This is a genomic window from Anaerostipes caccae L1-92 (assembly GCF_014467075.1).
Lineage (GTDB): Bacteria > Bacillota > Clostridia > Lachnospirales > Lachnospiraceae > Anaerostipes > Anaerostipes caccae.
Genome location: NZ_AP023027.1, coordinates 2,818,914 through 2,841,784, shown reverse-complemented (window position 1 = coordinate 2,841,784; position 22,871 = coordinate 2,818,914). Strand labels below are relative to the sequence as shown.

The 22,871-nt window shown below is 39.7% G+C and carries 19 protein-coding genes; 17 read left to right on the top strand and 2 right to left on the bottom strand.

Annotated elements, in window-relative coordinates; genetic code table 11:
* The first annotated feature begins 29 nt into the window (after nt 1-29).
* The 9 genes from greA (at nt 30) to ANCC_RS13685 (ending at nt 9,308) form a co-directional block, all read left to right on the top strand.
* The gene (gene greA / locus ANCC_RS13725; RefSeq protein ID WP_006565736.1) at nt 30-509 is read left to right on the top strand and encodes a transcription elongation factor GreA; all 480 of its coding nucleotides are present in this window, start codon (nt 30-32) and stop codon (nt 507-509) included.
* A 12-nt stretch (nt 510-521) separates the two neighbouring features.
* A complete protein-coding gene (gene lysS, locus ANCC_RS13720) occupies nt 522-2,435 on the top strand; it encodes a lysine--tRNA ligase (RefSeq protein ID WP_006565735.1) in 1,914 nt (637 codons plus the stop codon).
* A 213-nt stretch (nt 2,436-2,648) separates the two neighbouring features.
* Nucleotides 2,649-3,869, top strand: a complete 1,221-nt coding sequence (locus ANCC_RS13715; RefSeq protein WP_006565734.1) for a DUF4474 domain-containing protein — start codon at nt 2,649-2,651, stop codon at nt 3,867-3,869.
* Nucleotides 3,866-4,774 (top strand): metallophosphoesterase family protein, encoded by a 909-nt coding sequence (locus tag ANCC_RS13710; RefSeq protein WP_006565733.1) that lies wholly within the window; start codon nt 3,866-3,868, stop codon nt 4,772-4,774. Before ANCC_RS13715 ends, ANCC_RS13710 begins: the two co-directional genes overlap by 4 nt.
* 104 nt (nt 4,775-4,878) lie before the next feature.
* Nucleotides 4,879-5,340: a hypothetical protein gene (locus tag ANCC_RS13705; protein WP_006565732.1), complete on the top strand. Its 462-nt coding sequence runs from the start codon at nt 4,879-4,881 to the stop codon at nt 5,338-5,340.
* On the top strand, nt 5,318-6,274 hold the full coding sequence (locus ANCC_RS13700) for a hypothetical protein (protein ID WP_006565731.1): 957 nt from the start codon (nt 5,318-5,320) through the stop codon (nt 6,272-6,274). The genes ANCC_RS13705 and ANCC_RS13700 overlap by 23 nt, the downstream gene beginning before the upstream one ends.
* 59 nt (nt 6,275-6,333) lie before the next feature.
* Nucleotides 6,334-7,158 (top strand): diadenylate cyclase CdaA, encoded by an 825-nt coding sequence (cdaA, locus tag ANCC_RS13695; protein ID WP_006565730.1) that lies wholly within the window; start codon nt 6,334-6,336, stop codon nt 7,156-7,158.
* Nucleotides 7,136-8,365, top strand: coding sequence for a CdaR family protein (locus tag ANCC_RS13690; protein WP_006565729.1), 1,230 nt, complete (start codon nt 7,136-7,138; stop codon nt 8,363-8,365). Before cdaA ends, ANCC_RS13690 begins: the two co-directional genes overlap by 23 nt.
* Nucleotides 8,366-8,375: 10 nt before the next feature.
* Nucleotides 8,376-9,308, top strand: coding sequence for a glycosyltransferase family 2 protein (locus tag ANCC_RS13685; RefSeq protein WP_006565728.1), 933 nt, complete (start codon nt 8,376-8,378; stop codon nt 9,306-9,308).
* 36 nt (nt 9,309-9,344) lie between these two features.
* On the opposite strand, the gene ANCC_RS13680 is transcribed toward ANCC_RS13685, so the two are convergent.
* Nucleotides 9,345-10,058, bottom strand: coding sequence for a PIG-L family deacetylase (locus ANCC_RS13680; protein ID WP_006565727.1), 714 nt, complete (start codon nt 10,056-10,058; stop codon nt 9,345-9,347).
* 227 nt (nt 10,059-10,285) lie between these two features.
* Entirely contained in the window at nt 10,286-10,720 is a 435-nt protein-coding gene (locus tag ANCC_RS13675; protein WP_006565726.1) for a GtrA family protein, read from the bottom strand.
* 226 nt (nt 10,721-10,946) lie between these two features.
* Here ANCC_RS13675 and ANCC_RS13670 point away from each other — a divergent pair, with 226 nt between their 5' ends.
* From ANCC_RS13670 to ANCC_RS13635, 8 genes are all read left to right on the top strand, one after another.
* On the top strand, nt 10,947-13,613 hold the full coding sequence (locus ANCC_RS13670) for a YfhO family protein (protein WP_039946154.1): 2,667 nt from the start codon (nt 10,947-10,949) through the stop codon (nt 13,611-13,613).
* The gene (locus ANCC_RS13665) at nt 13,610-15,601 is read left to right on the top strand and encodes a S8 family peptidase (RefSeq protein ID WP_050754272.1); all 1,992 of its coding nucleotides are present in this window, start codon (nt 13,610-13,612) and stop codon (nt 15,599-15,601) included. Before ANCC_RS13670 ends, ANCC_RS13665 begins: the two co-directional genes overlap by 4 nt.
* A 169-nt stretch (nt 15,602-15,770) precedes the next feature.
* Nucleotides 15,771-17,147: a glycerophosphodiester phosphodiesterase family protein gene (locus tag ANCC_RS13660; RefSeq protein ID WP_006565723.1), complete on the top strand. Its 1,377-nt coding sequence runs from the start codon at nt 15,771-15,773 to the stop codon at nt 17,145-17,147.
* 58 nt (nt 17,148-17,205) lie between these two features.
* Nucleotides 17,206-17,811 carry a YveK family protein gene (locus ANCC_RS13655; RefSeq protein ID WP_006565722.1) on the top strand — a complete coding sequence of 202 codons (606 nt, stop codon included), beginning with the start codon at nt 17,206-17,208 and terminating at the stop codon, nt 17,809-17,811.
* 40 nt (nt 17,812-17,851) lie between these two features.
* A complete protein-coding gene (locus ANCC_RS13650) occupies nt 17,852-19,267 on the top strand; it encodes a sugar transferase (RefSeq protein ID WP_006565721.1) in 1,416 nt (471 codons plus the stop codon).
* Between the two features lie 26 nt (nt 19,268-19,293).
* A complete protein-coding gene (cps2T, locus tag ANCC_RS13645) occupies nt 19,294-20,481 on the top strand; it encodes a beta 1-4 rhamnosyltransferase Cps2T (protein WP_006565720.1) in 1,188 nt (395 codons plus the stop codon).
* The gene (locus tag ANCC_RS13640) at nt 20,478-21,701 is read left to right on the top strand and encodes a glycosyltransferase family 4 protein (RefSeq protein ID WP_006565719.1); all 1,224 of its coding nucleotides are present in this window, start codon (nt 20,478-20,480) and stop codon (nt 21,699-21,701) included. Before cps2T ends, ANCC_RS13640 begins: the two co-directional genes overlap by 4 nt.
* Nucleotides 21,702-21,715: 14 nt before the next feature.
* Nucleotides 21,716-22,864, top strand: a complete 1,149-nt coding sequence (locus tag ANCC_RS13635) for a glycosyltransferase WbsX family protein (protein WP_006565718.1) — start codon at nt 21,716-21,718, stop codon at nt 22,862-22,864.
* Nucleotides 22,865-22,871: the final 7 nt, after the last annotated feature.

Genomic DNA, 22,871 nt, shown 5'->3' with positions numbered 1-22,871 from the left:
ATTGATATAGAAGGAAAGGAAGCGAAAATATGGCAGAAGCAAAAAAGAATATTCTGACTCAGGAGGGTTTAAAAACTTTAGAGGATGAATTACAGGATTTAAAGGTTGTCAAAAGAAAAGAAGTAGCCCAGAAGATCAAAGAAGCGAGAGAGCAGGGAGACTTATCAGAGAATGCTGAGTACGATGCTGCGAAAGATGAGCAGAGGGACATTGAGGCAAGGATCGAAGAATTAGAACAGATCCTGAAAAATGCAGAGGTGATCGATGAGGAATTCCAGCATGGTGTCATCAGCCTTGGCTGCCTTGTAAAGTTAGAGGACCTTACATTTAAGGAAGAAGTTACTTATCATATCGTCGGTTCCACAGAGGCCGATATCCTGAATAATAAGATTTCCAATGAAGCACCGATCGGCAAGGCACTGCTCGGGGCGAAGATCGGAGATGTGGTAGAAGTGGAAGGCGTAGGCCAGGTGAATCAATATAAAGTTTTAGACGTTAAGAGAAAGTAAGAGGGTTGGAAAGTGGCAGAACAGAACAAAGATGCGGGCGAACTTGTCAGGGTACGCAGAAATAAACTGGAAGAATTACAGAGTGCAGGGAAAAATCCGTTTGAGATCATGAAGTATGATACAACGCACCACTCTATGGAGATCAAAGATCATTTTGAAGAACTGGAAGGAAAAGAAGTGTCTGTTGCAGGCCGGATGATGTTCAAGAGGGTCATGGGAAAGGCTTCTTTCTGTAATATTCAGGATCTTGAGGGACGTATTCAGGCATATGTGGCCAGAGACGAAATCGGTGTAGAGGAATACAAGGATTTTAAAAAGATGGATATCGGAGATATCATTGGAATCAAAGGAACTGTATTTGTGACCAAAACCGGGGAAAAGTCCATCCACGCAAAAGAGGTTGTACTCTTATCAAAAAGTCTGAAGCCCCTTCCGGAGAAGTTCCATGGCTTAAAGGATACCGATGCCAGATACCGCCAGAGGTATGTGGATCTGATCATGAATGAGGAATCTAAAGGCACGTTTATTAAACGTTCTAAGATCATCAGCAAGATCCGTTCTTTCTTAGACGGACAGGGATTTATGGAAGTAGAAACACCGATGCTGGTGCCGAATGCCGGGGGAGCAGCGGCCAGACCGTTTGAGACCCACTATAATGCATTGGATGAAGACGTAAAACTCCGTATTTCTCTGGAACTTTATTTAAAGCGACTGATTGTCGGCGGTCTGGAAAAAGTGTATGAGATCGGCCGGGTATTCCGAAATGAGGGTGTGGACACCAGACATAATCCGGAATTTACGCTGATGGAATTATACCAGGCGTATACAGATTATAATGGAATGATGGAGCTGACAGAAAACCTGTACCGCTACCTGGCACAGGAAGTCGTGGGAAGCACCACGATTACCTACAATGGCATTGAGATGGATTTGGGCAAACCGTTTGAAAAGATTACGATGGTTGATGCTGTAAAGAAATATGCAGGTGTTGACTTTGACGAGATCCATACGGTTGAAGACGCAAGGAAAGCCGCGGATGAACACCATGTGGAATATGAAGAGCGCCATAAAAAAGGAGATATCCTCAATCTGTTCTTTGAGGAGTTTGTGGAAGATAAACTTGTTCAGCCTACCTTTGTTTTGGATCATCCGGTGGAGATCTCTCCTCTTACAAAAAAGAAGCCGGAAAATCCGGACTATGTGGAACGGTTTGAGTTTTTCATGAACGGATGGGAAATGGCAAATGCCTACTCTGAGCTTAATGATCCCATCGATCAGAGAGAACGGTTTAAGGCACAGGAAGAACTGCTTGCCCAGGGTGACGAAGAAGCAAATTCCACAGACGAAGATTTTCTGAATGCGTTAGAGATCGGTATGCCGCCGACAGGAGGCATTGGCTTTGGAATCGATCGAATGGTCATGCTGCTGACAGACTCATCAGCGATCAGGGATGTGCTGTTATTCCCGACGATGAAGTCACTGGATGCCAAGAAGGGCGGGGCAAAGGCGGAAAAAGCTGCAGCAGCAGAGAAAAAAACGGCTGAGAAAGTTGATTTTTCCAATGTAAAAATCGAGCCGCTTTTTGAACAAATGATTGACTTTGACACGTTCAGCAAGTCCGATTTCCGTGCCGTGAAGATCGAGGCATGTGAGGAAGTTCCGAAGAGCAAGAAGCTTCTGAAGTTTACTCTGAATGACGGAACAGACCGGAAACGCACGATTTTAAGCGGTATTCACGAGTATTATGAACCGGAAGAACTGATTGGAAAGACTGCAGTCGCAATCGTAAATCTGCCCCCGAGAAAGATGATGGGCATTGATTCTGAGGGTATGCTGATTTCAGCAGTACACGAGGAAGGCGGAAGAGAGGGATTAAATCTGCTGATGGTGGATGACCGGATTCCGGCGGGAGCAAAGCTGTATTAAATCTTAAAGCTTTTTAAAATAAACCCGATCTTAGTACAGATAAATATATAGTACTACAAGGACACTTTTCTAAAAAATATGTTAGAGAGGTGTCCTTTTCTGTTATGGTCAAGAAATAGAAATTGAAAGAATTTTTAGTCAAAGTCAAAAAGTAACGAAAAAAGGAGATGTGGAATAAAATGTATTACGAAGATAAATAAAGGAAGAAATATTGTGTTAGCAACATCTATTATCATTATCCTGGCTGTTGTAGCAGCGGCTGTGCTGATTGCCCTGATCATATGGCGTATCAGAAGCCGCCGTTTCCGTCCGACTGCGGATATACAGCGCCAGCAAATGGAATTAAATGCCGACCTGAAAGATGCCGGGTTTGCATATGAAATAAACGGTGACTACTTTTATTCACTGATGGACTGCTGGCAGCGTGAGGTCGGATACTGCCGGCTTTATGATGAAGCAGCGCCGATGTTTAATATGATCATGGACTGTGAGCCTGTTGAATTCTCCTATGGAGGAAAGAGATGGCTGATCGAACTGTGGAAGGGACAGTATGGAATAACAACAGGAGGAGAGATCGGTATCTACAACACAAAACGGGAGGATATCGATCACGAAAAATTCAAAGGAACTTTCTATGAAAATATACGGGATGATGAGAGACTTCCGTTATCTTATGTATTGAGGAAAAACGGAAAAGTTCTTCTGCGCCGCAGGGCGGTCCACTGGTGGCTGACCGGCTTTAAACTCGGTGAGTTTTCAGAGACGGATACTCTTACTATGGACGCATCCATCACGTTTCCAAACCGTGAAATGAGGGATTCTTTTATAGATAGTTTGAAGAAACTTGGTTATAGAAGAAGAGAATTTTCGGTGCGCAGGAATACTGTGAATATCCATTATACGGAACCTCATTCAGTGCAGCCGGAAGCCAGAGACGGCATTCAGGAAGCTGTTGTACAGAAAACCAATAAAAATAACTGCAGGCTGTATGAATTTACCACAGAAAAATATCCAAATACACTTGATAAGATTGAATATATAAAGGCTGTCATGCCGGAGCTCTATACAATCTTTGTGGATTCTCTTTACGCAAAAGGAATTTATGAAGCATTTGGATGGATCAAAGACTGGCTGACGGGAAAGCGGCCCGAGCCAAGACCGCCGCATCCGCCAAAGCCGCCGTGTCCACCGAAACCGCCGTGTCCGCCAGAGCCGCCGTGTCCGCCAGAGCCGCCGTGTCCACCGAAACCGCCGTGTCCGCCAGAGCCGCCGTGTCCACCGAAACCGCCGTGTCCACCGCATCCGCCATGTCCATCGGAACCCCCATGCCATCCGTGCCGATCCTGTCCGCCGAGACGGCAGTGTGATTCCAATGACTGCTGCTGCCGGCCGTCAGATTCCTGTCATCATTGCGGAAAGCACAGAGAAGAATGAACTGCCGGGCAGTAGAGCGGAAATTGGATCAGGTATATAAACATGTTCCAGTTATACCATTTGATTCCGGCACAAAACTGGTAGTTATGAGTGACTGCCACAGAGGACAGGGAAATGCAGGAGATAATTTTCTGGCTAACCAGGCAGTGTGTTTTGGCGCACTGGAGTATTATTTTCAGAAAGGTTTTACCTATGTTGAGCTTGGAGACGGTGACGAGCTGTGGGAAAACAGAAAATTAAAGACAATCGTAGAGGTTCATGATGACATTTTCTGGATGATGTCGAGATTCTACGAAGAGAAACGGCTTTATATGGTATATGGAAACCATGACATCGTGAAACGGAATAAAAGCTATATGCAAAGGCACTGCGGATGTTATTACTGCGATGCTGCCCATCAGGTGCAGTCTCTCTTTCCGGATATCTCTGTCCGGGAGGGGCTGATTTTCCGAAACAGAAAAGATGGAAAAGAAATTTTTATGGTACACGGACATCAGGGAGATTTTCTGAACGATACCCTTTGGCCGGTTTCCAGGTTTTTAGTGAGATATGTATGGAGATATATGGAATTGATCGGGTTTTTAGATCCCACCGGAGCCGGACGTCCGAGAAAGGCTAAAGAGCGGATCGAAAAAAGACTGGCCGATTACGGCAGCAGCAGAAAAAAGATTTTGATCGCCGGGCATACGCACCGGCCGGCGTTTTCAAAACCGGGAGAAGGAACCTATTTTAATTCCGGAAGCTGTGTGCATCCCAGGTGTATTACATGTATTGAAATTGAAGACAATCGGATTTCTCTCGTAAAATGGTCTGTCCGGTCCGGAGAGGACAGAATACTCAGAGTTGAGAGAGAGGTACTGGAGGACCCGGTATCCCTGACAGAGTATGCCGCAGCAGAGAAGTAAATAAAAGAGTAAATTATGAGGTACAGACTCCTTGGTCTGTACCTTGTTTTGTGATATAATGTCACCATGCCCAGATATGCAGCTAAGAAGGAGGGGTACATCCTGTGATTTCAGAAGAAAAAGTAAAGATTATGACGTCCCTGGCCCAATATGAAAAAAAAGAGGGAACCGGAGATTTACGCATAAACCGGTACAGCTGCGGTGATTATGTAAGAATGGAGACGATGAAAGTAGGCGTGGCCTTAGTGGTTGCACTGCTTCTTTTAACAGGGATTATCGTTATTTTCCGCATGGAGGATGTGATTTCCATGATGAGAAAGGGAACGATTGCTGTTCCGGCAATACTAATACTGATTTGTTTCGGGATTCTTTTTTTCTGCTATGTAAAGTCTACCAGAAGAAGGGCAGAGAAGCGCTATAATGAGGCCATGGTACGAATCAAAGCTTATGAAAGACAGCTTGAAAAGCTTCTTGAAGTTTACGAAGAGGAAGAAAAAGAGGACAACAGTCCTAAGATAGATATGGATGCAGAGGAGTTGGCAGATGGAAAAATTATTGATTTATAGAGAAAAAATTTTGAATTTCCTGTCTTCCCACTGGCAGGTTTGCGGCCCGGTGGGAAAATTTATCGGAGGAGTGTTTATCTTTTATGTGATAAACTCCCTGTTTGGGTATTCCAAAGTGTTGAATCAGCCGTTCAGTATCCTGATTCTGGCAGGAATCTGTGTGTTTCTTCCATTTTCAATGACATTTTTACTTTGCAATCTGATCATCATCATTCATTTATCCATGGTATCTGTTGAGATTGGAATCTTATATTTCATAATACTTGGTATTTACTATCTGTTATATCAGAGAATGTTTCCGGGGATGAGATACCTTTTGTTTATGACACCGGTATTTTTCTTTTTTCATCTGCCTGCTGTGGTGCCGCTTTATGTAGGTTCTTTTATCGGCATTACAGGGATTCCGGCCATCGTCATGGGCACATTCTTATATATTTTTGCTATGACGGTCCAAAGCGGTGTTGTACAGGTAAACAACGGCTCCTTCGGAAGTCAGCTGTATAATTTTGTGCTTCAGGGAACTATAGAAAATAAGGAATTGATTGTATATATCCTCTGTTTTATATTTGTAGCGGCACTGGTCGTGGGCATTCGAAAAATGCAGGTGGATTATGGATGGTACTTTTCGATTTTTATCGGAGGGATTGCCTATGTAATCGTTGTCCTCGTAGGAGGGTTTTTTACGGGCAACCGTGTAGATATCGCAGGGGAACTGGCTGTCGCGGCATTAAGCATCCTGGCGGTCATGATCATGCAGTTTTTCAAAGTTGTCATTGACTATTCCAGACAGGAGACGATGGAGTTCGAGGACGAGGATTATTACTATTACGTCAAAGCGATTCCGAAGAGCAGGGTCAACGAAGAGGAAATCAATATTACAAAGATCAATCCTTCAGGCAAGAAATTTGGATTTAAAAAACATAAGGGAGAGTAGATTTGGAGCAGTTTTTATCAGTCATCGAAAAGTATTTATATTGGTTGTCCATTCCGCAGATGTCAATTACAGATATTCTGGATATCCTGATTGTCAGCGTGCTGATCTATGAAATTGCCCGCTGGATCAAAAATACAAGGGCATGGACGCTGTTAAAAGGGATCATGCTGCTTGTTTTCGTGGCAATGGCTGCTTATGTTTTTCAGCTGCACACGATCTCCTGGCTCATCAATAATACAATGGGAGTGGGAGTGACTGCGGCGATCATCGTTTTTCAGCCGGAACTCAGGAATGCCCTGGAACAGCTCGGTAGGAAAAATCCTATCGTAAATCTTTTTTCTTCAGATGAGAGCCGGGATGAGAAAATAGGATATACAGACCGGACGATACAGGAGATCGTTCGCGCTACCATCGAGATGTCAAAGGTTAAGACCGGAGCACTGATCGTATTGGAGAGAGAGGTTCCGCTGGGAGAGTACGAGAGGACAGGGATTCCTGTGGATGCGAAGATGAGCAGCCAGCTTCTGATCAATATTTTTGAGCATAATACCCCGCTTCATGACGGGGCAGTGATCGTGAGAAGCAACCGGATCGTATCGGCAACCTGCTACCTTCCGCTGAGTGACAGTCTTGAGATAGGAAAAGAACTGGGGACCAGGCACAGGGCAGCGGTGGGAATCAGCGAAGTTTCCGACAGTGTGACGATCGTAGTCTCAGAGGAGACGGGAGGTGTCTCCATTGCCCAGGGAGGAAGGATTTACAGGGGACTGACCCCGCAGCAGCTGAGAGACCGACTGGCTGTGGTAAAGAGTGATTACAGCGACGGAAGAAAATTCAGACTCTGGAAAGGATTGAACCGCAATGAAAGAAAAATTAGGAAATGATCTCATATTAAAAGTATTCTCTCTTGTTCTTGCAATCCTTCTCTGGCTGTTTGTCATTAATACAGAGGACCCGGTGATCACAAAATCTTTTTCTAATATTCCTGTGGATATGCTCAATGAACAGGTGCTGGATGAACTGAACAGGACTTATAAGATCACGGAGGGTTCAACCGTCAGTTTTACGGTCAAAGGCAAAAAAACAGTCCTCGATAAGCTCAAGAAAAGTGACTTCCGGGCTACCGCAGATGTATCTTCCATGTCAAAAGTGAATTCAATTCCTATTAAGATTGTACCGCTGAAATTTGCAGATCAGCTGGAGATTGTATCAGGCAACAACCAAAGCGTTAAAGTGAAACTGGAAGACCTGAGGAGAGTCCAGGTACCGGTAACGGTAGAGACAACGGGTAGACCGGCATCGGGCTATGCAGTTGGAAGCAAAACGGCCGCGCCGAACCTGATATCCATTTCAGGGCCAAAAAGTGTGGTTAAGCAGGTAAAATCCATCAAGGTCATCGTGGACGTTACCGGCCTGAAAAAGGACATCTCGATCACTCATAAAGTTGTCTGCTATGACAGTGAAGGAGAACAGGTAGATCAGTCCCGGCTGAAGCTGGACAATGATGAAGTAAAAGTGAAAATAAAATTCAGCAGGACTAAAACCGTGCCGATTGTAGTCAAGACAAAGGGAACTCCGGCTAAGGGCTATGCCCTTGGAAGTATCGACTATTCACCTGAGGAGATTGAGATTACCGGTGAGCAGGACGCACTGGATCAGGTCGATGAGATCGCGCTTTCTACGATCGACATAAGCAACAGTACAAAAAGTATAGAAAAGACCATCAAAGCAGCGGACATCAAACTGCCGGAAGGGATCACATTTGTAAAAGACACAAGCAAGATCGAAGATATCGTCGTAAAAGCAAACATTGAGAAGTATAAAAAACGGACGATCACTCTCTCCACGGATCAGATCCAGCTGATCAATAATGAAAATAATTATAAGATTGAATTCGACCAGTCTGAAGTACCGATCAAAGTGACGGGGCTGAAATCCGTTGTAGACGATTTGACGGCTAAGGATTTAAATCCGAAGATTGACGTCTCTGTCTATGAAACCGGCACGCATACGGTCCAGGTCCAGCTGAAAGAAGTAAAAAATATGGACATCATAGGAAACGTACAGGTAAAAATCACAGTATCAGAATAGGAGCCTAATTATGAAGACAATGTCAATCGTCCTTCCGGCTTATAATGAAGAACAGATGATAGAAAAAACGGCCGGGACAATCGCCCGGCTGATGGAGAATGAAGACATAAGCTATGAGCTGGTTTTTGTCAACGACGGATCCAAAGATCAGACATGGGAACGGATTAAGGAAGCTTCAAAGAAGAATTCAAATATTAAGGGAATCTGTTTTTCCAGAAATTTTGGGAAAGAAGGAGCCGTGTTTGCGGGACTCGCCAATGCCTCCGGAGACTGTGTGGCAGTCATGGACTGCGATCTCCAGCATCCTCCGGAGACTCTTATCACAATGTACCGGCTTTGGGAACAGGGTTATCAGGTGATCGAAGGCGTTAAGGCCTCGAGAGGCAGGGAGGGATTTCTTCACAAATTTTTTGCCAAAACATTTTATAAGATCATAAGCAATGCCACAGGGGTCGATATGTCCAGGGCATCTGATTTTAAGCTTCTTGACCGGGCCGCTGTGGATGAATTTCTGAAACTTCCGGAGCGGAATGTGTTTTTCCGGGCACTGTCTTCCTGGGTTGGGTTTAAGACTACTTATGTGGAATTTCATGTCCAGGAGCGCGAGGCTGGAGAATCAAAGTGGTCCATGAAGTCACTGTTCAAATATGCCATTAACAATATTACTTCGTTCAGTGCTGTGCCAATGCAGGTGGTTACATTCTGCGGTGTGATCTTTTTCCTGTTTGCAATCGTACTGGCAGTACAGTCACTGTATCTGTATTTCAGCGGAAGGGCTGTGGCCGGTTTTACGACAGTTATACTGCTTCTGCTGATCATTGGAAGCATTCTGATGTTCAGTCTGGGAGTGATCGGATATTATCTGTCGAAAATCTACGAAGAAGTGAAAATGCGGCCGAGATATATTATATCAGAAATAACAGAGACAAAGAACGTAAACTAAAAACAGCGGAGGGATCTGAATCCTTCCGCTGTTTTGCTATGAATCCCAGTCAGTCGCTTTGACCCAATTTTCATAGTAGTGCATCTGCCGGTGTTTTCGTATCGTTCTGCGTTCTCTGTAATAGTAGGGAAACATCCTTTTTTTGACCCGCATGTATTTTGGATCCTGAGGCGGACCGATGGGCCGGTCAGGAGGGAGCTGCCTGTAATATCTGCCGAAATAATAGAGCCGGTCAAAATCATGTTCTTTTTTTGCGGCAGAAGTTACGATGTTAGATGTTCCGATATGGTGAGGGTGCCCATATTCCCCTTCAGGGTTATGGGTAGCGATCACTTTCCATTTCTTATACCGAAGTAAAGTCAGGATATCTTGTTCAATGCGGCCCTTGTATGGTTTCCATGAGACGCGTCTTCTGTTGACATAGTCCGGGTAGTTCAGCATAATACTGGGGGAACCGGCCACGTTCATGGCATATTTGAATTCTTTATATCTAGTGAGATGGTATGTACTTGCATTGGTAAGGCACACAACCAGATACCGGTCTTTTGCCAGATGGGCGCCGCCCCACAGAGATTCATCGTCGGGATGTGCCACGATCATAAGGCGGTCAACACCTTTTAAATCCAAGGTGTCCAAATATTTATTTGTAGCATCTTCTTTCACCGGCAGAGAAGTACTGTGTACTGCCAGGACAAAGGCAAAAATTAGAGTGAAGCATATGATTATCTTTTGTGAACGGTCAAGTTTCATGACGGCCTCCGTTTTGAGGGTTTCTAATTTGAATGTAAAATCGAATATAACGGATGAGTTATATAAGCTACATTATTATAGAATCAAAGGCAGAGGTTTTCAAGAGAGTTCGATGTTTTGTAAGATTATTTAACTTTATAAAAATATCTGTTATATTGTCACTCAAAATGTAACAAAATGATAATATAATGAAATGATGCCATGGTCAAAAAATTTTTAGCGCAAGATCATAAAGTTGTTTCATCCTTTGCAGTTGTTTCTTTAAATACAAGGAATTTACTGATAAAATAGTTTACGATTGTAACGATAATTTGAGTTTCCAGCTTTGCAAGCCATTTTGCCTGGCTGATATACTGGACGAGAACAAAAACACCGCCGACTTCGATGATCATTGTAGAAAGACGCCCCAGAACAAAACGGCAGAATTCAATCCATACTTCTTTCCAGGAAGAACTTTTGGATACAAATACAAAAATCTTATTCACAACAAAAGCAAATACGATAGCGGAAGCTACTGAAATAATGTTACTGATTGTATAGTTTACTTGGCAGGCATACACCAAAACATTAAAAATTAAAAGGTTGACAAGTGTTGTGCATCCTCCGAAAAAAACATAACGGAGCCCTTGATTGTTCCATAATTTTTTTATTATATTTATCATATTGATTTCCTCTTTCGGTTTCTATAGATTTTAACTTATTACATTATAAGATTACATACAATATTTTGCAACAATATGAAGAATTTCTTACATTAACAAAGATCTGAACAGCAATATGGAAATATATAGTCGTCTATGATATAATAAATCATATTTTAATTTATGATATCATATCTTGACAGCTTTGTTCTGGAAAAAGAAGATCAGATTTAAAGGAGAGACATTCATGACGCCACAAAAGAATACAAGAAAATATTATTTACTATATCTCGTGTTATTTGTTTTCATGTGCTTTACAGCATTTTATCCATTTATTGCGGAGGGCAAATCTTTTGTCTGGGCCGCAGGGGTAGAGGACGGGCTGTCACAGCATTTTGAATCACTGGCCTATTGGGGACATTACCTGCGGGAACTGTTTAATAATATTGCATCAGGCCATCTGTCTCTTCCTATGTGGAATATGAGTCTCGGTTACGGGGGAGATATTTTATCGACTCTAAATTATTATGCGATCGGAGATCCCCTGAATCTTCTGTATATCTTTGTGCCTGTGAAACATACCGAGGCTATGTATAACTTCATGATTCTGCTGCGCATGTTCCTTTCTGGTGCCGCATTTATGGCATATGGAAGAAAGATGAACAAAAATAATTTTGCAGTTGTTTTAGGGGCGCTTGTCTATGTATTCTGCGGATTTACGTTTCGGTCAGGGCTGAGGCATCCGTTTTTTATCAATCCGATGATTTATTTTCCGCTTTTATGCCTTGGTGTTGAAAAGATTTTTAAAAAGGAACGGCCGTTTTTATTTATTATTGTCACGGCTGTGGCCTCTATGAGCAATTTTTATTTCTTATATATGCTGACTATTTTTACGGTAATTTATGCGCTGATTCGCTTTTACCAATACTATACAAAGGAACGGCTGAAGAATTTTTTTGTTCTGCTCAGAAACTTTGCAGGATATTATATACTGGGAGTTGCCCTGTCGGCAGTGATCCTTCTGCCCGCAGTCTATGGATTTTTAGGAAATGGACGGGGAGGCGGACAGGTCCACAATCTGATCGCATATCCCTTCAAATATTACGTTTTGTTTTTGGAAAATTTTGTGGGGTACGGAAACAGCGGACAGTCTACCAACGTAGGTTTCATTCCGATTGCCGGCATCGTTGTATTATTTTTGATGTATTCAAGAAGAATGAAACACAAAAAGTATAAGATGGCATTTGTCGGATGCATGATATTCCTGGCACTCCCGGTGTTCGGATATATCTTCAATGGTTTTTCTTATGTGACCAACCGCTGGAGTTTTGCGTTTACATTTATTATAGCACTGCTTGTGGCAGAGATGTATCCGAGGCTCTTTCACATGTCAAAACGCCAGATTATCGGTATTCTGGTGGGCATTTCAATCTATAATCTGATCATCAAAGTGGCAGAGCTGAGCAAGCCGGAAGTATTTAAAAATGATGGGGCTTACATCGCAGGCATCTTTTTGTTCTTGTTTTATTTGGTCTTCCTCTTCTTTCAGTGGAAAGGAATGGATGATAAACATATGGTGACTCGGATTGCCGTTGCTGTCCTGGTTGTGGCCAGTATAGGAGTCCATGGGTTTTACCGCTTTGGTGACGGGGGAAGGTACTATGCCGGTGAATTTTTAGATTCAGGAGAGGCATTGAAAGCGATTCAGACAGAGGAAAATAAACGGTTGAGAAAACAGGCGGGCGGACAGCTGGTCAGGGTGCACGATGAGGGCCAGAGATTTCACAATTATGGACTGTTGGATGGGCTGAATACAGTCAGTGCCTATTACAGCATTATTCCAAAGGAGATAATGGAAGCTGTAAAAAGTTATGAGACTTTGGGAATGCAGTACGCAGATAAATACCATGGACTGGACCTCAGGCAGGGACTTTTAAGTCTTGCCTCTGTAAAATACATTACGGTGCCGGGAAGCCAGAAGCTGGAGGGATACCGTCTCCTGGATGAAACAGAAGAATCGAGGGTGTATGAAAATCCATATGCACTTCCGTTTGGTTATACCTATGATTCATGGATCAGCCAAAAAAAATATGATACAATGAATGGAGCAGAGCGGGAGCAGGCCATGCTGAAATGTGCGGTTCTGGAAGATGAGGTAAAAGGCCTGAAAAAGCAGAGCGGCCTGGCAGCGCAGACAGAAGACAAAATTCTTTCCGGGAAACACAGTACGTCTGTAAATAAGGCCGGTAAAAGTAAAGAATACCGTTTAAAACTCGATCCGGAGAAAGATCACTATATTTATATAAAAAATCTTCATTACAGTCCGTTGACAAAGAATAAGTCTAATATTGGCGAGATTGCTTTGAAAGGGAAAAAGGGAAACCGTGGAATTGATGTGACAGACGGTTCGGAGGAACACCATATTTATATTCAGGATAAGATGAGCTCCTACTATTTTGGAAGGCATGATTATCTGATGAAGATATCGGACAGCGGAAAACTTAAATTCCAGTTTCCGAGTACCGGAACGTATAAGGTGGATGAGGTTTCGCTAATTTCTGTGAAGCCGCAGGATATGAAAAAGGAGATGAAGAACAGAAAACGTAATTCATTAAAAAATATTTCCTATAAGAATAATGTTTTTAACGGAGAGATCACGACGAAGAAAACAAAATTATTATGCATTCCGATTCCGTATTCCAAGGGCTGGTCAGCCGAAGTTGATGGAGAGAAGCAGCAAATCATAAAAACAAATGGAATGTATATGGGGCTGGTGCTGAAGCCGGGAGAACACAAGATCACTTTAAGATACCGGACGCCATGGCTGGTTCCGGGGGCTGCCGTCAGCAGTATGGCCGGATGTATATTTATTATTTATATAGTAATAATGAGAAAGAAAAGAGGAGTTATATGAGAAAAATAATCGGAGGATTGGCAGCAGTCTGCCTTGTAGGCAATCTCTCGCTTTTTCAGCCGGAGATAAAGGAAGTAAAGGCGGACACAGCAGAAAATACATCGGTTTCTGTCACAGATACAGATGAATATAAAACAAAGGAAGTCATTGTAAAGTTTAAAGACGGCCTGTCCGAGAATGAGAAGGAAAACATCATGAATGAGTCCCCGGGAGATGCACAGCAGGTGACCGACTCCATGGCTGTCGTAAAGACAGATACGAAGAAAGAGACGGCAGCAGCAGTTAAAAAACTGGATCAAAACAGCGACGTAGAATATGTTCAGCCAAACTATGTCTATCGGCTTGTAGACGGAAACGGCAGGACATCAGGGAAAGAGACTGCGATGAAGACAGCAGGAGTCAATGATCCATTCTTTTATGTACAGTGGGGGCTATTGAACTATGGATCGAATCTCGCAGATTATGTCTATGATCAAGAAGGGAGACAGGACGAGACTATTTCACAGAAAAAAGGATTGGATATTAATATAAAGAATCTCTGGAAACAGATGAACAAAAATAATACCCAAAAAGTAATCGTTGCAAATATTGACACGGGAGTGGATTATTCCAGCCCTGATCTGAAATCTGTCATGTGGAAAAATCCGAAAGAAAAGAAGAACGGAAAAGACAGCGATAAAAACGGTTATAAAGACGATATTTACGGGTGGAATTTCTATAATAATAACAATAAGGTATTTTCAAATAAGTATTATCGAGTCTCCAAGGAGTATGTCTCTTATGAAGACGACCATGGTACCCATGGTGCCGGTACGATTGCTGCTGTCCGCAATAACGGATACGGCATCGCAGGCATTGCGTCCGGTACAAATGTAAAGCTGATGTCCATAAAAGTTTTGGGCGGAAAAAAGGGAGAAGGGACAACACTCAGCGTCATTAAAGGAATTAAATATGCAAAAAAGATGGGGGCGAAAATCTGCAATTTCAGCTTTGGGTCCTATCAAAATGACAGGATGCTTCGGGATGTCATAAAAGAAAATAAAGATATGCTGTTTATCTGTGCCGCCGGAAATGAGAGAAATAATAATGACCGGTATCCTGTTTATCCTGCCAGCTATAATTACAGCAACGTAATATCTGTTGCGAATCTGGATTACAACGGATATTTAGACGGGTATTCAAACTACGGGAAAAAGAGTGTGCTTTTGGCTGCTCCCGGAACTGATATCTTTGGGCTGGGTGTCAGAGAAAGAGGAATCATTGAAAGCGGAACGTCCATGGCAGCTCCAATGGTGACGGGTACGGCGGCGCTGATCTATGCAAAATATCCGGGAGTAACACCGGCCATGGTGAAATCTGCGCTGAAACGCGGAGCAACCAGACTCAGCAGCTTGAATGGAAAGACAGCTTCCGGCGGGTATTTAAATGCTGAGAAGACCGTCAATTCCAATTATTATCCTCCATATATTACGGTAAAGACATCAAAGAAAAAGAATTATTCTCTGGTAAAGGTAAGTGCGAAGAAAAGAGGCAGTACGCAAATTACAAAAGTAAAATACATAAAGGGCAAGAAGACTGCTTCATACTTTGCAAACGGGAAAAGGGGTTATTCTGTAAAAAACAGTTCCATTAAAGTTAAAAAGACAGACTATTATACGATATATGCCAGAGACAATGCGGGAAATCAGACAGTAAAGACAGTAAAAATAACTGCGGGGAAAGCGCCGAAGCTTAAAGTGAAAAAATATAGAAAGAGCCGAAAAAGTACGAAGGTTAAAATAACAGCTTCAGATGAGAGCAAGAAGACATTGAAATTCAGATATGCAAAAGGGAAAAAATCAGTTTCCTATTTTAAAAAAGGGAAAAAAGGAACGAAATTAAAAAATAAAAAAGGGAAAGCAGAATTTCAAGGAAAAAAAGGCCGTTATTATACCGTATATGTCATAGACAAAAGTGGGAATGAGATCATCAAGAAAATAAAATTATAGTGAAAAAACTTTCATTAGCAGTTGAGAAATGTCTGAATTTGTTAAAAGAATTAGGCAAATATGTTGTAGATATGTTACTTTTGTGATAAAATAGGGAATCACAGAGATAGGGTTAGGATGGGGACTGATATTTACTGATCAGCATGAGAGAGAAAGTATGAGGTGTAGTATGAAAAAGCTAAAATTTTTACTGCGAACGGCATCATTATGTATGGCGTTTATTTTGATGGGCACAAATAGTGTATCAGCCAAAACTCCTAAGGTGAAAAAAATCAAATTCTCTAATGTTTCTTCTAAAAAGACCATGTACAGAGGAACAACGAAAAAGTTTACAGTAAAAATTACGCCGTCTAAGGCGAAGAAAAGGAAAATACAGTGGTATTCCAGCAATAAAAAAGTTGCAACAGTCAACTCTAAAGGAGTTGTTACTGCCAAGAAGAATGGAAAGGCTTACATAACAGCTAGAATAAAATCACAAAAATCTAAGAAAGTAAGATGCAGAGTCACTGTAAAAACGAAAAAGGTATCCAAGGTTTCTTTTAATACAAGTAAGGCTGTACTTCAACAGGGAAAGTATTATACAAGAAAGCCTTCAGTGTCGCCGTCTTACGCTTATAATAAAAAGGTTACATATAAGTCATCAAACACTAAGGTGGCAACAGTAAATTCTTCCGGAAAGATTTATGCAAAGGGACAGGGGACAGCGACGATAACAGCAACCGCAGCGGATGGAAGCAAAAAGAAGGCAAGTTATCCGGTGAGGGTGATTGGCAAAATAAAAAGCAGTGATGCAAACTTTGTTGCACACCGCGGATTAAGTTCTGAGGCGCCGGAGAGTACGGTAAAAGCATTTGAGCTAGCAGGAGATGCAGGCTTTTGGGGCGCAGAGACAGATATACGAATGACGAAAGATGGTAAGTTTGTTGCCGTGCATGATACTACCTTAAAAAGAACATGTGGTGTTGACAAGAGGCCGGAAGATATGACCGAGGCGGAGATCCGTAAATTAAAGATTATCAGCGGCAACGGGTATTCTAAATATAAAAATGATCCGAAAGCAAATAAAGTAGCATTTTTAGACGAATATCTTGATGTGTGTAAAGAAAAAGGAATGGTCCCGGTCATTGAAATTAAGATGGAATATACAACCAATGGAAGAGTTGCGGACAGCAGGATGCAGGGAGTTAAGGAAGGTGATTTACAGAAATTAAGTGAAACTGTGGAGAAAAAAATGGACGGCGAACAATATATGTTCATTGCCTATGATTTTGATACCATGGTTGAGATGAGGAAAATTGTTAAAGATATGCCAAATGTTAAGCTTCAGCATGTGACCAATAATGCAGACGCAGGGATGATTAACTATTATTATAAAAGAGGAATTGCGCTAGACTGTAATTATGAGACGATTTCTGATGCGACGTTGAAGAAGTTTCTTGATTCTAAAGTACTGGTAAATTTGTGGACTGTGGATAATGAAGAAAAAGTTTGGGATTTTATTGGTAAAAAAGTAGATTATATTACGACGAATAGGAAGTTTTGGTAGTTATATGACTCTGAATCTAAAGAAACAAAATAAATAGCTGGTAGGAAAGGAAGCGGTTATGAACGAAAATGACGAGATTGAAATTGACTTGATTGATATGTGTAAATACTTTTTGTCGAAATGGATTATTATTATAGTAGCTGTGTTCATATGTGCAGGCGCGGTATTTGGGTTTAGTAAGATTAAAAACAAGAAGTTATATACGGCTACAACTCAATTATATGTAACAGTTCCAAGGACCTCTGATAAAGTGTTGATCAGAGATAATGCGAATGAATTGATGCAGGATTATATGGCATTAATAAAAACTGATTTGATCAGTGATAAAGCTGCTAAAAAAGCAAATATATCACCGGATAAAGTAAAGAGTGCTATAGCAGTGGAACAGGTAGAAGGTGCAAGGATAATCAAACTTATAGTTACGGAGCGAGACTCAAAACGTACTATGAAAATATCAAAATCAGTTTTGGACACTACAATTGAGACGATTACCAAGACATTGAAAAAAAATAAACCTGTAATTTTGGAACAGTCTAAGAAGCCAGAAATAAAGGATTCGATAAATATTAAAAAGAACACTGTTATCGGTGCGGCAGCAGGATTTATTTTGTCATTAGGAAGTTTATTTATAATATATCTTGTAAGATATTCAAAGAGAAATTAAAGAAATGAACTGAGTCATACAAGGGGTAGGATGATAAAGTATGAATGTTAAAAATTCTCAGATACAGAATTTGATTATATTTACAATTGATATTGTGGGAATATCAATTGGGTATTTTCTAATGACTTTTTTAAGGTTTAGAGGAACGTTCCCGGTAGATCCTGAAAAAATGGTTTTCTATCGTTTATTTATTGCGGTTTTTGTTTTGACTTTATTGTATTTAGTATTTAATCCAAACCATGATTTTTTTAAAAGAAGTTTTTGGCAGGAGTTAATCTGTAACATTAAAACAAATGTTATGGCAGCTGCATTTATGGCAACAGCAGCATATTTGATTGATGATGCCAGGGATTATTCAAGATTTATATATATTATGACCATGGCATTCAGTTTAGTGTGGATGCAGATTATGCATAGAATTTATCGATTATACATGTTACACTATAGAAAGCATAGTTCCATGAGCCGGAAAATGCTGATTGTAACTACTAGCGACAGGGCTAAAGAAATAATTGAAAATATTATTAGAGAAAAAACGTGGAATTTATGGATTACAGGAGTAGTTATTATTGACAAAAATATGGTGGGAAAAGAAATTTTATCTATTCCTATAGTTGCAGATTATGATACAATGATACAGTACGCTATTCGTTCTGTAGTGGATGAAGTTTTTATTCATGTACCGGATAATCAGCTTATTCCTATCAAAGAAATGATTTGTGCATTTGAAGATATGGGCATAACTGTAGATTTAAATATTCACTTATTTGAAATGGAGATTGATACAGAAAAGTATTTACAAAAAATAGGTAAATATAATGCGGTTTCATTTGTTCAGAAAAATACTCCTTTACATATGATTGTAATAAAACGAGTGGTGGATATTATTGGTGCATTTGTGGGATTAGGGATTACCGGAGTTGTTACACTTCTAATTGGACCATTAATCAAATTGGAATCACCAGGGCCTTTATTTTTTTCTCAGCTTCGAGTGGGAAGAAATGGAAGAATATTTAAAATATATAAGTTTCGATCTATGTATGCAGATGCGGAGGAGCGAAAAAAGGAATTACTGGATCAAAACGAAATGGAAGGCTTTATGTTTAAGATGGAACATGATCCTAGAATTACGAAAATAGGTAATTTCATTCGTAGGACAAGCATTGATGAGTTACCTCAATTTTGGAATGTGCTGAAAGGTGATATGAGTTTAGTAGGGACAAGACCGCCAACAGTAGATGAGTTTGAACAATATGAAGGATATCATAAACGCAGGCTTAGCATGACTCCAGGATTAACCGGTGTGTGGCAGGTTAGCGGTAGAAGTGATATTAAAGATTTTGAAGAAATTGTTGCGATGGATGTGGATTACATAAGCAACTGGTCACTGAAGAGAGATTTTGAGATTATTTTGCGAACAGTTCAGGTAGTTCTCAGGAGCAGTGGGGCAAAATAATAACTATTATTTGAGGGTAGTAAAGCATGAAATCTGTTAAAAAAAAGCATATCTTCATCATTGGATCAAAGGGAATCCCTGCAAAATATGGAGGATTTGAAACATTTGTTGAAAAGTTAACGGAATATCAAAAAGATGCGTCAATTCAATATTACGTAGCGTGTATGAATGCAGATAAAACGACATTTAAATATAATGGGGCTAATTGTTTTAATGTACATGTTCCAAACATTGGAGCGGCAAAAGCTGTTTATTATGACCTTGCCGCATTGAAATGGTGTATTAGTTATATTAAGCAACATAAGATAACAGACGCTGTTGTTTACATCCTAGCATGCAGGATCGGACCTTTCATCGGTCATTATAAACGACAGATGAATAAATTGGGAGTCCAATTATATATCAATCCGGATGGCCATGAATGGATGCGTGATAAATGGAACTGGATTATTAAAAAATATTGGAAGTCCTCTGAAAAACGTATGGTAAAACACGCGGATTTATTAATATGCGATTCAAAAAATATTGAAAGATATATTCGGTCAGAATATGGCATGTATCATCCTAATACGACGTTTATTGCTTACGGTGCTGATATTGAGAAATCTTCTTTAAAAGATAATGATCCAATATTGACAAACTGGTACAAACAATTTCATATCCGGCCGAAGGAATATTATCTGGTTGTTGGCCGGTTTGTCCCGGAAAACAATTATGAGACTATGATCCGGGAATTTATGAGATGTAAAACAAAGAAGGATTTTGTTTTGATCACCAATGTAGAAAAAAATAAGTTCTATGAAAGATTAAAAAAGGAGACAATATTTGAAAGTGATAGGAGGATCAAGTTTGTTGGAACGGTATATGACCAGGAATTGTTAAAAAAGATTCGTGAGGATGCCTATGGATATCTTCATGGTCATGAAGTGGGCGGAACCAATCCTTCTCTGCTTGAGGCACTGGGAAGCACAAAATTGAACTTGTTGTTGGATGTAGGGTTTAATCGGGAGGTTGCTGAAGATGGAGCAATCTATTGGAATAAAGAAGAACAAAATCTTGCAAAAATAATCGTAGAATCAGAAAAATTATTTTTTGATCAGATCCGATGTTATGAAGAAAAAGCAAAACAAAGGATAAGAGAAATCTACAATTGGGAAATTATTGTAGACATGTATGAGGCAACATTTTTAGATGTTGAAAAGGTAGGAACATGAAAATATTAATGGTTAACAAGTTTTTTTATATAAAGGGAGGTAGTGAAACTTACTATTTTTCTTTGAAAAAACTTTTAGAACAACACGGACATGAAGTGATTGATTTTTCTATGAAGGATAAAAGGAATTTTCCGTCTGATTATTCTGAATATTTTGTCAATAATGTTGATTATAATGATAAAAATACTATATTAAAAAAAATTCAATTAGCGAAAAATATTATATATTCAACCGAAGCAAAAACAAAATTCGAGAATTTGGTTAAAGCTACACGGCCCGATATAATCCATTTAAATATATTTCAACATCAAATTTCTCCTTCTATTTTAGATGTGATAAAGAAATATCGTATCCCAACGGTCTATACAGCACACGATTTGAAAATGGTTTGTTTAAACTATAAAATGATGAGTCATGGGAAAATATGCGAAAAATGCATGCATGGGCATTATTTTCAATGTCTAAAGAATCGCTGTGTTAAAGATTCTTTTGTAAAAAGTAGTATAAATGTAATTGAAGGATATGTACATAAGTTTAGAAAAAGCTATGATTCCATTTCAACAATAATTACACCGAGTCTATTTTATAAAAAAAAATTAGAGCAGTTTGGGATTGAAAAAGAAAGAATTGTGCATATTCCAAATTTTTTAGAATCTGATACTGAGTGTATACAGATTCCAGAAAATCTCAAAAAATATTATTTATATTTTGGGCGATTATCTGAAGAAAAAGGAGTATTAACCCTTATCAAAGCAGCAGTTAAAAGTAAAATAGAAATGTACATTGTGGGCACAGGCCCTTTAAAAGAACGTTTAGAAAAATATATAGATAAGAATAAAATAAAAAATGTAAAAATGCTTGGTTTCAAAAGTGGAATAGAATTAAAAACTCTTGTTGGAAATTCAAAGGCTGTAATTTTACCGTCAGAGTGGTATGAAAATGGACCGTATTCCGCTATTGAGGCTCTACAGCTTGGTAGGCCTTTAATAGGATCGGATTTAGGTGGAATCCCAGAGCTGATTTTTGAGAATAAAAATGGATATATATTTAAAAACAAAGATATTTCTGATTTAAAAAAATGTTTTGATAAAATGGAAAACTTAAATGCTTCTGAATATCAGAAAATGGAACGGTATTCAAAAGATATTTTTGATAAATATTATACGTCAAAAGTCTATTATAAAAAAATTTTTAAAGTTTATTCTGATTTATTAATTTAGAGGAGAAATTTATAATGAGAGCTAGAGTAATTGCTTACTATTTGCCGCAGTATCATCCTGTTCCGGAAAACGATAAATTTTGGGGTCCGGGGTTTACAGAATGGACAAATGTAGCGAAAGCAAAACCTTTGTTTAAAGGACATTATCAGCCACAGATTCCTGCGGATTTAGGGTTTTATGATTTACGGTTATCAGAAGTAAGAGAAGCACAGGCAAAATTAGCAGCAGATTGTGGAATAGAAGGCTTTTGCTACTGGCATTATTGGTTTGGAAATGGGAAAAAGGTACTTGATATGCCGTTTAACGAAGTATTAAAATCAGGTTCACCGGATTTTCCTTTTTGTCTAGGTTGGGCAAATCATAGCTGGACCACAAGAAGCTGGGAAAAAGGAAAAAGCTTCTCTTCTGATTCTATGATTTTTGAACAATTATATCCTGGCGATCAAGATTATATAGATCATTTTTTCGACGTATTGCCAGCATTTAAAGATAAAAGATACATTACAGTGGACGGGAAACCGCTTTTTGTGATTTTTCAGCCGGATGATATACCTGATTCTAAACATTTTATTGATTTATGGACAAACTTAGCTATTCAAAATAATTTAAAAGGAATTTATTTTGTATGTAAGTATGACGCATTACCTGTTATGAATACTAAAAATTTGAAGAAAATTGATACTTTAACAAAACCAAGATACGAAAGAATATTATCACAAGGATACGATGGCATTAATTCTGTGACATTAAAGTATGCAGAATTTAAGGCTACAGGAGTACTGCATAAAGCAGTACATTCTTTTTTGAGAAAATATTTTGGGGGTATTGTATTAGATAGATATAAGTATGATACTATAATGAATCATTTTATTATGCCGGAAGATTTTGAAGAATCTATTTATCCGCAGTTAATTCCAAAACGAGATCGGTCACCCAGATCAGGAAGAAAGGCGATGATTTATTATGGCAGTACTCCTGAGAAATTTAAATCTGCTGCTGAAAATGCAATTAAATGTGTAGAAGGAAGAGATAAAGAACATAGGCTCATATTTTTAAATGCCTGGAATGAATGGGGAGAAGGAGCATATATGGAACCTGATCTCAAATTCGGTCACGGCTACTTAGAAGCACTGAAAGAAATCTTAAAAAAGAAAAAGAAATAGATTTCTA